Source organism: Orrella sp. 11846 (genome assembly GCF_048820935.1).
Lineage (GTDB): Bacteria > Pseudomonadota > Gammaproteobacteria > Burkholderiales > Burkholderiaceae_B > Algicoccus.
Genome location: NZ_JBMERD010000006.1, coordinates 49,888 through 62,791 on the forward strand (window position 1 = coordinate 49,888; position 12,904 = coordinate 62,791).

Annotated in this window: 15 protein-coding genes; 3 read left to right on the forward strand and 12 right to left on the reverse strand. The window is 48.7% G+C overall.

All coding sequences use genetic code 11. From position 1 onward, the window contains the following. Positions 1 to 232 precede the first annotated feature (232 nt). Positions 233 to 955 carry a helix-turn-helix domain-containing protein gene (locus ACOI06_RS06405; RefSeq protein ID WP_420661849.1) on the forward strand — a complete coding sequence of 241 codons (723 nt, stop codon included), beginning with the start codon at positions 233 to 235 and terminating at the stop codon, positions 953 to 955. Here the strand turns inward: ACOI06_RS06405 and ACOI06_RS06410 are convergent. Together ACOI06_RS06410 and ACOI06_RS06415 are read right to left on the reverse strand one after the other, a co-directional pair. Then, positions 930 to 1,952, reverse strand: a complete 1,023-nt coding sequence (locus ACOI06_RS06410) for an acyl-CoA dehydrogenase family protein (RefSeq protein ID WP_420661708.1) — start codon at positions 1,950 to 1,952, stop codon at positions 930 to 932. The genes ACOI06_RS06405 and ACOI06_RS06410 overlap by 26 nt on opposite strands. A gap of 6 nt (positions 1,953 to 1,958) precedes the next feature. Then, the gene (locus ACOI06_RS06415; protein WP_420661710.1) at positions 1,959 to 3,113 is read right to left on the reverse strand and encodes an acyl-CoA dehydrogenase family protein; all 1,155 of its coding nucleotides are present in this window, start codon (positions 3,111 to 3,113) and stop codon (positions 1,959 to 1,961) included. A 157-nt stretch (positions 3,114 to 3,270) separates the two neighbouring features. Between ACOI06_RS06415 and ACOI06_RS06420 the strand changes: the two genes are divergently transcribed. Beyond that, the gene (locus ACOI06_RS06420; RefSeq protein WP_420661712.1) at positions 3,271 to 4,503 is read left to right on the forward strand and encodes a CaiB/BaiF CoA transferase family protein; all 1,233 of its coding nucleotides are present in this window, start codon (positions 3,271 to 3,273) and stop codon (positions 4,501 to 4,503) included. 101 nt (positions 4,504 to 4,604) lie between these two features. Here the strand turns inward: ACOI06_RS06420 and ACOI06_RS06425 are convergent, their stop codons facing one another. The 9 genes from ACOI06_RS06425 to ACOI06_RS06465 all read right to left on the reverse strand — a co-directional run bounded on the left by ACOI06_RS06425 (position 4,605) and on the right by ACOI06_RS06465 (position 11,254). Further along, entirely contained in the window at positions 4,605 to 4,853 is a 249-nt protein-coding gene (locus ACOI06_RS06425; protein ID WP_420661713.1) for a hypothetical protein, read from the reverse strand. Beyond that, positions 4,850 to 5,098, reverse strand: a complete 249-nt coding sequence (locus ACOI06_RS06430) for a hypothetical protein (protein WP_420661714.1) — start codon at positions 5,096 to 5,098, stop codon at positions 4,850 to 4,852. Before ACOI06_RS06430 ends, ACOI06_RS06425 begins: the two co-directional genes overlap by 4 nt. Positions 5,099 to 5,115: 17 nt before the next feature. Continuing rightward, entirely contained in the window at positions 5,116 to 6,663 is a 1,548-nt protein-coding gene (gene ccoG / locus ACOI06_RS06435) for a cytochrome c oxidase accessory protein CcoG (RefSeq protein ID WP_420661715.1), read from the reverse strand. A gap of 21 nt (positions 6,664 to 6,684) precedes the next feature. Continuing rightward, a complete protein-coding gene (gene ccoP / locus ACOI06_RS06440) occupies positions 6,685 to 7,629 on the reverse strand; it encodes a cytochrome-c oxidase, cbb3-type subunit III (protein WP_420661717.1) in 945 nt (314 codons plus the stop codon). A 2-nt stretch (positions 7,630 to 7,631) separates the two neighbouring features. Continuing rightward, positions 7,632 to 7,817, reverse strand: coding sequence for a cbb3-type cytochrome oxidase subunit 3 (locus ACOI06_RS06445; RefSeq protein WP_420661718.1), 186 nt, complete (start codon positions 7,815 to 7,817; stop codon positions 7,632 to 7,634). Beyond that, a complete protein-coding gene (gene ccoO, locus ACOI06_RS06450) occupies positions 7,818 to 8,507 on the reverse strand; it encodes a cytochrome-c oxidase, cbb3-type subunit II (protein ID WP_420661719.1) in 690 nt (229 codons plus the stop codon). An 8-nt stretch (positions 8,508 to 8,515) separates the two neighbouring features. Then, positions 8,516 to 9,994, reverse strand: a complete 1,479-nt coding sequence (gene ccoN, locus ACOI06_RS06455; RefSeq protein ID WP_420661850.1) for a cytochrome-c oxidase, cbb3-type subunit I — start codon at positions 9,992 to 9,994, stop codon at positions 8,516 to 8,518. 132 nt (positions 9,995 to 10,126) lie between these two features. Further along, on the reverse strand, positions 10,127 to 10,294 hold the full coding sequence (ccoS, locus tag ACOI06_RS06460; protein ID WP_420661720.1) for a cbb3-type cytochrome oxidase assembly protein CcoS: 168 nt from the start codon (positions 10,292 to 10,294) through the stop codon (positions 10,127 to 10,129). A 3-nt stretch (positions 10,295 to 10,297) separates the two neighbouring features. Next, entirely contained in the window at positions 10,298 to 11,254 is a 957-nt protein-coding gene (locus tag ACOI06_RS06465) for a hypothetical protein (RefSeq protein WP_420661721.1), read from the reverse strand. Between the two features lie 212 nt (positions 11,255 to 11,466). Between ACOI06_RS06465 and queF the strand changes: the two genes are divergently transcribed. Beyond that, entirely contained in the window at positions 11,467 to 12,312 is an 846-nt protein-coding gene (queF, locus tag ACOI06_RS06470) for an NADPH-dependent 7-cyano-7-deazaguanine reductase QueF (protein WP_420661722.1), read from the forward strand. Between the two features lie 3 nt (positions 12,313 to 12,315). Here the strand turns inward: queF and pgsA are convergent, their stop codons facing one another. After that, on the reverse strand, positions 12,316 to 12,885 hold the full coding sequence (gene pgsA, locus ACOI06_RS06475) for a CDP-diacylglycerol--glycerol-3-phosphate 3-phosphatidyltransferase (RefSeq protein ID WP_420661723.1): 570 nt from the start codon (positions 12,883 to 12,885) through the stop codon (positions 12,316 to 12,318). Positions 12,886 to 12,904 lie beyond the last annotated feature (19 nt).

Here is a 12,904-nt window from a genome sequence, read left to right on the forward strand (position 1 = left end):
TGGGGCATTTCTTGGAATTTCAAGGTAAATAAGATTAACTGAGCAACATATCAAACAATTCTCTTGATTTTTATCAATTATTATTTGAATAACTTGATTTTGACAGTCTTAAATCTTGACTTCCGAGATCATTTTCAGAACCAGAAACCCAATCTTCTGTCAAATAAAACCTAAATCCACACGCTCTTTTGCTCTAAAGCAACCATCATGCGGTTAAACTGTGTCGCATATGATTGCCAAACGCATCCGCATGAAACCCGATTCTCCCCAGTGTTCCACATGCATGATGGCGCAAGTTTGCTTGCCCGCAGGGTTACCTGAACGCGAGATGACTCAGATTGATCAATTGGTCAAGGAACGTGTTCGTCTCAAGAAAGGCGACTCCCTCTATCAACAAGGTGAATCTTTAGAGGCACTATACAGTGTTCGACTGGGCTCTGTAAAAACACAGCTCACTGATTTATCAGGGCAAAGTCAAATTACTGGTTTTTATTTACCTGGTGAGGTCGTCGGTCTAGACGGGATGCTCGAAGGTCAACACAACTCCAATGCTCTAGCTATGGAAGACTCTGAAGTCTGTGTCATTCGTCTGGATGATATCGATGAAATCAGCCGTTACGCGCCGTCTTTACAACATCAGATTCGCCGCATCATGAGTAAAGAAATTTCGCGCTCCCATCATGTTCTGATGGCACTGGGTTCTTTGCGTTCTGAAGCACGAGTGGCTGCATTTTTACTGAATTTGTCACAACGACTCGCCATTCTTGGCTATTCATCGACTGATTTTGTCATGCGCATGAGCCGTGAAGAAATCGGTAACTATCTCGGATTAACGCTGGAGACAGTCAGTCGACTGTTCTCCAGATTTGCTCGCGAGGGTTTGATTCACATTAATCAACGTGAAGTCAAACTCCTCGATTTGGATGCGCTTAAGCAGCTGTCAGGCCAAGCTTAGGTGAATCAAACAGCGTTTCACGAATGTAATCCAGTACACTCTGATCGCCATCCAGCAGATCCTGACCCAACAATCCTGACCAGTACTCTGTACCGCCTTCGATGCGAGCCCACGCATACAACAAACGTGTCAGCAGTTGCAGATCATGCTCACGCGTCACACCAATGGCACCATGCACAGCGTGTGCTGTGCGAGCGACTGCGGCTGCCCATTGGCTAGTCTGTGCTTTCGCCATTGCCGCTTGTGCTGCGGAAGGTATAGCAGTCTCCGATTGACATCCGAGTTGGCTGGCCATCCGCATGCCATACACCCGTTCGGCCATTTCCGTAATTTGCTGCTGCAATGCCTGGAATTTGCCGATGCTGCGACCAAACTGATGACGCTCCATCGCAAAGGACAAAGTCATGGCCAAGACGCGATCGGCTGCACCGGCCAATTGTGCTGATAGCGCTAAAGCATTCATTCGAGCTAGCAATCCCGGCTCACACTCACCCACTACTTCAAATCGGTTTGCTTGCACCAAAGCATCAAAACCACCGCCCTGGGTCACATCTTCAAGCGTACAGTCAGACAACTCAGTCAAATAAAGCGTTTTCCCCTCTTGGAACAAAAACTTATCGGCAACCAAAGCGCCTGCCACAACTTGTGCGTACAAAGTCTCTTGGTTCTCTCGGAAATTTGCCGCTCCAACGCTATAAATCGCCTCTAAGTCATATGGTTTGTGTAGATGCGCCAACAAAGTGCGTGCCACCATGGTTTGTCCAAATGGCAGACCCAGTGCATGGCGCCCTGCAGCAAACAACACTTGCCAAGCATGGTCCCAACCAAGATCGGCACCGCCCTGAGACTCCGGCACCATCACATCCAGATAGCCAGACTCAGATAATTCAAACCAACACCCGCGCACATCACGAGTTTGGTCCATTTCACGCAATCTCGAAGCCGGACAAACTTGGGTCAGCATCCGATCAAATGAATCATATAATTCCGTATCCATCTCAACTTACCTCATACCCAAGCCGCGAGCAATAATGCCACGCAGAATCTCGCGTGTCCCGCCACGCAAAGAAAACGTTACACCCATTTGTTCCAGATAAGCCAGTGTTCGAATGAGTTCACCACTGACTGCAAAATCAGGTCTAGCACCTAACCAATCAGTGATGCGCTGAATGACACGTTGTTCAAACTCCGTGCCGTAATCTTTCACCAATGATGCTTGCACCATCGGGTTCTCACCGTTAATCAGCGCTTGTGTGACAGCCAGCGACATGCCTCGTAAAACAGCCATCTCGCTCACCAATGCGCCCACCATGTTGTGGGTTGGCTGATCAATTACAGACTGTGCACGCAACTCATCGATCCAAAGACTTAATAATGCAATGCTGGAGTAAATACGTTCGGGCCCGCTACGCTCAAACGACAGCTCTGCATTGACTTGCTCCCAACCCTTGCCTTCTTGGCCAATCAAGGCATCAGGTGCAAGCTGCACATCTTCAAAAAATACTTCATTAAAATGTACGTCACCGGCCATGTCTTCAATCGGACGTATCGTGATACCCGGCAAAGACAAGTCGATAATCATCTGTGACAAACCTTGCTGCCGATCAGCAGTTTCGCCACTGGTACGCACCAATGCAATCATGTAATGACAATGATGCGCCACAGTCGTCCAGATCTTGCTGCCATTCAGTACCCAGCCTTTGTCATTTGGAACAGCACGTGAACGAATACTGGCCAGATCCGAACCAGAATCTGGCTCACTCATACCAATACAAAAGAATGCTTCCCCACGACAGACTTTGGGGACATAAAAATCTTTTTGTGCTTCTGTGCCGTAGCGCATGATGACTGGTGCACTCTGGCGATCCGCAATCCAATGCGCCGCAACCGGTGCGCCACAAGCTAAGAGCTCTTCAGACAGCACAAAACGGGCGTAATAGTCCAATCCTGCCCCACCATGACTCTTGGGGAGCGTCAGACCAAGCCAACCTTGTTGAGCCAATGCACGACTCAGTTCTTCGCTTGCCGCGACCCATGATCTCGCTCTGACATGTGGCGGCGTTGTTTTCATGTAGTCTCGTAAAAACTTGCGGACCGAAGTCCTAAAGTTATCCAAGGCGTGTGGTTCAGTCACCCTATCTAATGGTTTCAGCAACATGCATCTGCTCTCCTCTTTACATATAAGATGTATACCTGAAAGAACAATCCAAGGTGCGCCTTCAAGTATGATTCCTTAAGACTGACGCAAAAAGCGTCACATCGCCCGCATACCCTCTGGGTGCTGTTTTTGTTTCAATTTTCTTTTGACTGCGACCATGACAACCCCATCCACACCCACTTTCCCAGATCAACCAACGACTCAAACTGCTTTGCAAGGGATCCGCATTCTGGATCTCACATCCGTCGTTTTTGGGCCGATGGCAAGTCAGACATTAGCCGACTACGGGGCAGAGATCATCAAAATCGAGTCTCCTGCAGGGGACTCCACCCGATACACAGGCCCTGCCCATACGCGGGGTTTGTCAGCCATTTTTCTTGGCGTCAATCGTAACAAGAAAAGTTTGTGCTTTGACCTAAAACAACCCTCAGCCCGTGAAGCGTTATTACGTTTGGTGGATACAGCCGATGTTCTCATGCACAGCATGCGCCCACAAAAAATGGCAGCCTTGGGTTTAGATGAAAAAACACTCTGTGCTCGCAACCCTCGTTTAGTTTATGCAGGACTGTACGGATTCGGTGCAGGCGGTGCTTACGCAGGTTTACCTGCCTACGATGATTTGATTCAAGGCATGACTGGCGTTGTCGATCTCGTCGAACGGCAAACAGGACAAGCCCGTTATTTTCCAACAATCGCAGCTGATAAAACCTGTGCCATGACTGCCAGTCACGCAATTTTGGCAGCACTTTTTCAACGTGAGCGCACTGGACGAGGTCAGTTCATCGAAATCCCCATGTTTGAAAGCATGACTGCGTACATGCTGGTCGAACACTTATATGGACAGCAACTCAAAGACACACAAGAGCCCACCGGCTATCCACGTGCTTTAACACAATGGCGCAAACCTTATGCCAGCAAAGACGGACTCATTTGTGTCATGCCCTACACTGATCAACACTGGCAGAACTTTCTCAAACAGGCAGGCTACCCTGAACATGCAGCCGATCCAAGATTTGCCTCTATCGAAGCACGCACTGAGTCCATTGCTCATGTCTATGAGACCTTAGGTGCCATCATTGGAACGCAAACAACCGATCACTGGCTCAATTTCTGTTCAGAAATTCAAGTGCCTGCAGCCCGTGTCAACCGAATTGACGATCTCTTAAATGATCCACACTTACAAGATGTCGGATTTTTCTCAGACGTTCAAGACACCGAGGGACATACTTATCGTTATATTCGCAATCCAGTGCGGATGGAACAATCTTATGTCGCACCCACGATGGCCCCACGTTTGGGTGAGCACTCATGCGAAGTGCTCAAAGAAGCTGGTTTTGATCAGGTGACAATCGATGAAATGCTTAAAACAGGGGCACTCAAAACACTCTAATCAAATAATAGAATAGAGAAGTTATTAAAAAAGGCCGCTTAAGCGGCCTTTTTTAATAACTTTCCATATTTGTGCATCAAAACACATCCAACAGATTCACATCAGAATTGAGGATCACTATCAGTCAGAAATGACTTATTAGGCAACATCAATACGGTCATCAAACTGGAAAGACTGGTCAAAATCCAGAAAAAGAAAAATGAAACGGCGTAGAAATATTCACGCTCAAAAGGCTGTACCCCTAAAACGGTCACTTCGAGTGGATCCACAAAGGCAAACACAATGGCGCTAATGACACCTGCCACCAAAAAAGCAGGCCATAACACCAACATCACTGCTCTGGCAGTCATCGAACTTCTCCAACAGATGACTTTTTAGGCGGTTGGGCCAGACCAGGCTTATAGCCCGTATCACGTTCCACTTTCAAACCGCGTTTGACGCCACCATCATAAATGGGTTCATCAGAAAAATTGTCAAGCGCTAACTTAATCGTAATTGCACACCCCACGACGGCAAGCGCAGGCCCTAGCATCAATAACCAAGGCCAAGGCTCTTTGTACCAAGGCTTTGCGACGTGTTGAACAGCTGAATGCATAGAACCTTCCTACTTGATTAACGCGGGTAAATAAAACTAGAACGCTCACGAACTTCGGTCACAGCAGCATCCGGATTGTCGGCAGGCTGTGCATGGGTCACAAATTCAATCGGATAGGAACCGGACTCTTTAGAGCCATCGTAAGGTGCCTGCACCACGATTGGGAGCATGTAGTTACTTGATGCTGGTACTTCAATCGCCATCGCATCATCATGACCCTGGCGGCCCACTCCCACACGCAAGCCATCAATTCCCTGCGCTTCAAGTGTCATTTTAAGGACGTTTTCAGACGAGTTAATAATTTGGACTCGATAGACGTTTTCAACCAGACCACCAGGCACTTCACGTCCCAGTGCACCACGATCTCGAATCACGTCCACACGCAAGGTTGTACGAGTCGCCAGTGATCCAAAGAAAATTGCCACAATCAAAATCATGAGCGTGGTGTAAATAATAATTCTTGGGCGCACCAGACGCTTGCGAACTTGTTGATCAGTGAGACCTTCCTCAATTGCCCGTTCACTGGTATAGCGAATCAGGCCCTTGGGATAATGCATTTTCTCCATGACATCATCACAGGCGTCAATACAGGCGCCACAGCCAATACACATGTATTGCAGCCCATGACGAATATCAATCCCTGTGGGACAGACTTGGACACAAATCCCACAGTCCACACAATCGCCCAGTCCAAGGTCTCTGTGATCTACTTTGCGTGAACGCGCACCACGAGGCTCACCACGTTTATAGTCATACGTCACGACATAGGTGTCGTTATCAACCATCACACTCTGAAAACGAGCGTAAGGACACATGTACTTACAGACTTGCTCCCGCAAGAAACCACCATTACCCCAGGTGGCCAAGCTGTAGAAGAACAACCAAAACCACTGCCACGGGCCCAAGGCTAGCGTAAAAATCTCACCCCAGAGTCCACGGATTGGTGCGAAATAGCCAATAAATGTAAAACCGGTCCACAGCGCTACCACAATCCACACAAAGTGTTTGGTGAATTTCAGTCGGAATTTTTTCCACGACCAAGGCGCTTCATCAAGTCGAATTCGTGCAACACGATCGCCTTCAATTTTGCGCTCTATCCACATAAAGATTTCGGTATAAACCGTTTGCGGACAGGCGTAACCACAGAACAGACGTCCTGCAATCGCTGTAAATAAGAATAAAGCCAGTGCTGAAATAATCAACAACACAGACAGATAGATGACATCTTGTGGCCAGAGCACCATGCCAAAGATGTAAAACTTACGAGCCCCCAAATCAAACAACACCGCTTGCCGGTCATTCCATTGCAACCACGGCAAACCGTAAAAAATGATTTGAGTAAAGAAGACAAACGCAACCCGCCAAGTCGCAAACAAACCTTTGACGGATCGCGGATAAATTTTTCGGCGCACATCGTGCAAGCTTTCTTCAAGCGCTAATGCAGCTGATGTTCTTTTAGGTAAAGCACGCTCCACCGCAGGATTCGGAGCCGGACGCCATGCCGGGGGTTGCTCCTCATTATTCTGACTGGGGAGATTCGAATCCTGTTCTTTATCGGTGGACATGCCTTAACTACCTATAACAACTTATTGTGAAACAGATGCATTCAACTCGGAAGGTTGCGAACCTTCTTTGTTTAAGTTCCAAACCCATGCGGCCAGCATACGAATCTGGTCAGATGACAAAATATTCTCCTGAGCAGGCATACTGTTATTCAGACCATTCATGATGTTGCTCACGATCTGTTTTTCAGAGCTACTGTACAGCCAAACTGCATCAGTCAGGTTAGGTGCCCCTACTAACTTGTTGCCTTTTCCATCAATACCATGACAGGCAACACAGTGCACGTCATAGTTTTTCTTGCCACGAACGGCTGCCAACTGATTATGTGCCAAATTCGACAAAGAACGCACATACTGTGCAATGTCGACAGCTTCGGCTTCAGTAATCTGTCCTGCAAACCCAGGCATTACACCATTACGACCGTGCGTGATTGTCGCCAGAATGCCTTCTGGGGTACGTGGATAAATTGGATCACCCTGCTCCAAATTCGGAAAGCTGTAACCACCACGTGCATCAGAACCGTGACACTGTGCGCAGTAGTTCAAAAAAAGTCGTTGGCCAATTTTTTCTGCCTCTGGATTCTTAGCCAGCTCTTCAATACTCAAATTGTCAAACTTAGCGTAAGTCGGGCGAACGGACTCGGCATAAGCCAGTGAACGCTCTTCGAGCTCAAGTTCAGTGGTGTAGTTCAAAGCACCACCGTATGAACCCAGACCTGGATACAGATACAGATAGCCCAGTCCAAAGGCACACAGCAGCAGATACATCACGATCCACCAGCGTGGCATTGGGTTGTTCAATTCGCGCAAGTCACCGTCCCAGACATGGCCTGTATCGGACACCTCCTGTTCTTTGGTGATTTCCAGCCATTTACGCTGAGACAGCAACAGCCAGACGCACCAGATCACACCACCTAGCGCAATCGCGGCAATGTAATAACCCCAGAAGCCGCTTGTAAAGTCATTCATGTCTACTTGACCTCATTATTTTGATCAGATTGTTTCTTCTGAGTAGGCGCCCCTTCATCAGGGAGATCAAACGGCAAGTTTGCCGCTTGTTCGTTGTCCTTTCGGCGATGGGCTGAAAAAGCCCACCAGACGATGCCGAAAAAGACCGCCAAACTCAGAATTGTTGCAATGGCGTTCAGTATTGCCATTTAATTACCTTTTTGTTGGGCTTGAGCCGCTTCTTCACGTGCTTTCGCTTGTGCTTCTAAAGCCGCTTCACGCACACCGGTTCCAAGGCTCTGCAAGTAAGCAACGATTGCATCTTCCTCGGTTTTACCCTCCATAAAGGCTGGTGCACCATCAATTTCCTCGTCCGTATAGGGCACACCCAGATGACGCATCACGATCATACGTTCCTGAATTTTGGTATCAACGAGTTGATTGCGCTGCAACCATGGATAGTTCGGCATATTGGACTCAGGCACCACATCGCGCGGATTACGCAAGTGAATACGGTGCCAGTCATCCGAATAACGGCCACCCACACGGGCCAGATCCGGACCCGTACGCTTGGAGCCCCACAGGAAGGGGTGGTCGTAGACAGACTCCCCGGCCAGTGAGTAATCACCGTAACGCTGAACTTCAGCACGCAACATCCGGATTTGCTGAGAGTGACAACCTACACAACCCTCGCGAATAAAAATGTCACGTCCCATCAGTTCCAGAGGTGCGTAAGGACGCACCCCAGGTGCCGGTTGTGTCGTTGAGTACTGGAAGAACAACGGCACAATCTGAACCAGGCCCGCAAAAGTAATCACCAGGAAACTACACAACATCAACCAGCCGATGTTGGTTTCCAACGTCTTATGTGAAAAGAAAGAAGGTTTTTTCTGACTCATCTTATTCCTCAGGCCTTGGCCATACCAAGCTCAGGTTTAATCGGATCTTTGGTTTCGGTTGGAACCACAGGGTTCACAGCGCGTGAGCCAACAACCGTTTTGTAAACGTTAAAGGCCATTAAGCAAATACCGGTCAGATACAACAATCCACCCAGAAGACGAATCGCGTAAAACGGATACGTTGCTTTCACGACTTCCACAAAGCTGTATGTCAGTGTGCCGTCCAGTTCGGTCGCACGCCACATCAAACCTTGCATCACACCGGCAATCCACATTGCAGCGATATAAAGCACCACACCAATTGTGGCAACCCAGAAGTGGATATCAACCAAACGTGTACTCCACATATTGTCGCGTCCCCACAGGCGTGGAATCATGTAGTAGAGCGAACCAAACGTAATCATCGCGACCCAGCCCAATGCACCTGAGTGCACGTGACCAACCGTCCAGTCCGTATAGTGGGACAAGGCGTTCACGGTACGAATAGCCATCATGGAGCCCTCAAAGGTCGACATACCGTAGAAGGACAGTGACACCACCATAAATTTCAGGATGGGGTCGGTGCGCAGTTTATGCCATGCACCAGACAGCGTCATAATCCCGTTGATCATCCCACCCCATGACGGTGCGAGCAGAATCAGGGAGAACACCATACCCAACGCTTGGGTCCAGTCTGGCAGCGAGGTGTACAGCAGATGGTGAGGACCCGCCCACATGTACGTAAACGCCAACGCCCAGAAGTGAACAATCGACAAGCGATAGGAGTAAATGGGACGTTGTGCTTGTTTGGGGATGAAGTAATACATCATGCCCAAAAAGCTTGTGGTCAAGAAAAAGCCCACTGCGTTATGCCCGTACCACCACTGAACCATGGCGTCATGCACACCGGCATAGATTGAATATGACTTCATCCAGTACACAGGCCATTCCAAGTTGTTCACGATATGCAGCGTGGCAATGGTCAGAATATATGAACCAAAGAACCAGTTCGCCACATAGATGTGTTTAACCCGGCGTTTTGCAATCGTTCCAAAGAACACAATCGCATAGGCAACCCAGACGAGTGTGATCAGGATGTCGATTGGCCACTCAAGCTCGGCATATTCTTTGGTGGACGTAAAGCCCATGGGCAGTGAAATCACCGCACCAATAATGACAACTTGCCAGCCCCAGAACGTAAAGGCGGCTAACTTGTCACAGAACAAGCGAACTTGCGACGTGCGTTGCACCACGTAGTAAGAAGTCGCAAACAAACCACTCCCACCAAACGCAAAAATCACAGCGTTTGTGTGCAAGGGACGAAGACGTCCATATGTCAGCCAGGGAATGTCGAAATTCAGCGCCGGCCAAATGAGCTGAGACGCAATAATGACACCAACCGCCATCCCGACGATCCCCCAGACTACAGTCATAATGGCAAATTGCCGTACGACTTTGTAGTTAAAGGATTCGGCATTCGTTGCGGTGGCCTCAGACACTCCACCCATCACAGGTGCGGAGGCTGTTGCTGTAGGCGAACTAGCCATGATTTTTTCCTCAAACGTGGTGATACAAAACAAACAAATAAAACTACAAAACCTCAGTTGCGGATGTCAGTGACTCCACTTTGCTACCCCATTCTAACCATCAGAACGGCCACTGGTCGAGTCATCATCATCCAGAACGGACTGACCGCTCTGTTCCGGATCGTCATATTGACCAGAAAACACAGCCCACCAGAGGATGGCGGCAATCATCAATATGATAAGAACTGAGACGGGCAGAAGTATATACAGGATTTCCAGCATTCGTCACCCGGCTACCACGGCTGCGTTCTTTTGTTGATCCGGTGCAGGCATCCGATATAAACGCCATGCATTCAAAATCACTGCCATCGATGACACAAACATCGCAATGGCCGCTAACCAAGGTGTCACCAATCCCACAGCAGCCAATGGTGTGGTAATCAGATGGAAAATCAAGGAGCCGTAGAGGTTTTGTAAAGAAACACGGCGTGTACCTGCAAACAGCTTTTGCATCTGTGCAGGGGTCATGTCAGGACAAGCGCCTAGCGTCGCATGGGTTGCGGCAAGAGAAACCGGTGTTGCCAGCGACAGCGCACAGGGGCAGCTCATCACCAGAAGCGAGACGGTGACTGATAGTGCATACTCAGGGCTAGTCCCCCACCACCAAGCACCAACGACCGCTGCAATACTGAGCTGGACAATCACAAACCAAAAAGCAATTCGATCGGCATATTGCATTAGAGGGGCACGTAAAGCCTCCAGCGCTGACCCGAATTGCTCATCATCGACAGCCATTCTGGCACGTTCCTCAAAAAAGCGGGCTGTCAACAAAAATGCAATAAACATGGTGACCGAGTCGTAGTAAACCTCACCTTGACCGGTGAACGTGGCATACATACTCGGAAAAAAAGACGCTGCAATACTAATCGCAACTGGGACATCCATCGTCATGTGATGACGTGACATGGCACGCATGGCACCTCGCCAAATGGGCCAAGCACAGTACAGCAAGACGGGAATGGTCATACACAGGCTAATCCAGCTCATGAAGGTAATGGCTTTATCCATCACATCCAAATCATCATGCATATAGGCATCTCTGCGCAAATAGCCCGGCAATGCAAACATCATGACTTGCATCATCACCAACCACGCAAGACCCAGCCTAGCCAACGAGCGTCGACGGGCTGAAATTTGCTCAGGCGTCAAGGCCCGATTGATGGAGAAAAAGGATTTAGCCATGGCTGAATGTTAAACCAGTCTGCACTGAGATTGCGAGAAAACCGCTTTGAGCACGCTGTTTTACGTGGATTACGCTTGATTTTAGCAGTTTGAACACACTCGGCAACCTTGATCAACTAAGGCTTGAATGTGTCCACTCAGTTGTGTGCGCTCAGTCGCGTCTACAATAGATCGCGCAAAAACTCCGCCCTATTCACTCAACCTACCAAACCATGAACTCAACTCCAACACTACTGGGTCAAACTGTGATCTACCCTTCTCAGTACAGTCCCGCACTTCTGGAGCCGATCAAACGTGCCAGTGCGCGCGCCGAGCTGACGGGTTTGAATGCTTCAGTTCTTAACTTGCCTTTTGTGGGATGGGATCTCTGGCGTGCCTACGAGGTTTCCTGGCTTAACTCAAAAGGATTGCCTCAGGTTGCCATTGTTCAGATACAAATTCCCTTTGATAGTCCTTCACTGGTCGAATCCAAATCACTCAAACTTTATCTCAACAGTTTGAATCAAACTGTCTTCAAAGCACCAGAAGATGTCCTAGCCTGTCTTCATCAAGATCTTAGTCAGGTTGTGGGTAGTGAGATTCACATCGATCTTAAAACCGCCGAGCACTTTGATTCAGAACACATTCTGGAACCAAACAACAGTTTGTGCTTGGATACACAAGACATCGAAGTTGACTGCTATACACCCAACCCAGATTTTTTAAATACCGATGCTTCTAAAAAAGTAATCACGGAGTCAGTCTTTAGTCGTTTACTTAAATCGAACTGCCCTGTTACGGGCCAGCCGGACTGGGCCAGTGTGCATATTGACTATAAAGGCACACCCATCGATCATGCGGGATTGTTGCGCTACATTGTGTCGTTGCGCAATCATGAAGGCTTTCATGAACATTGCGTTGAACAACTTTTTTGTGAGATCTGGCATCGCTGTAAACCGCAAACACTCAGCGTTTACGCGCGTTATACCCGCCGTGGCGGCATTGACATCAACCCTTGGCGGGCCACACCAGGCCATCAACCACCCGCTTATTTGCCTGCTCGAAGTGCACAGCAATAAAACTTAAGCACGATCGCGGATCGTGGGCCACGCTTTTTTCAGGTAATAAAACATTGACCAGACGGTGAGCAACGCGGCAATCACAATCAGAATCTGACCAATGACATAGATCGGCACATCGTGCCAAGACGTTTTATAGAGCAAACAGGGAATAGCCACCATTTGTGCCGCTGTTTTGAACTTGCCTAGCCAGTGCACGGCCACACTTGCGCTGGCTCCCATTTGCGCCATCCATTCGCGCAAAGCAGAAATGGCGATTTCCCGGCCGATAATCACAAGCGCAATCAGACTATCCACTCGGCCAAGTTTCAGAAGCACTAACAAAGCAGCAGCAACCATGAGTTTGTCAGCCACTGGATCTAAAAAAGCGCCAAAGGCCGATGTTTGCTTCCATCGACGTGCTAACCAACCATCGGCCCAATCGGTAATCGCAGCCGCAATAAAGATCCAAGCCGCAATCGCATCTCGCACAGGCACAGAGACCCAGCTTTCAGGAATATAAAACAACGCCACAAACACAGGGATCACGGCAATCCGTAGCCACGTGAGCGCAATCGGTAAATTAAATGGCATACAACGACCTATCCCTATT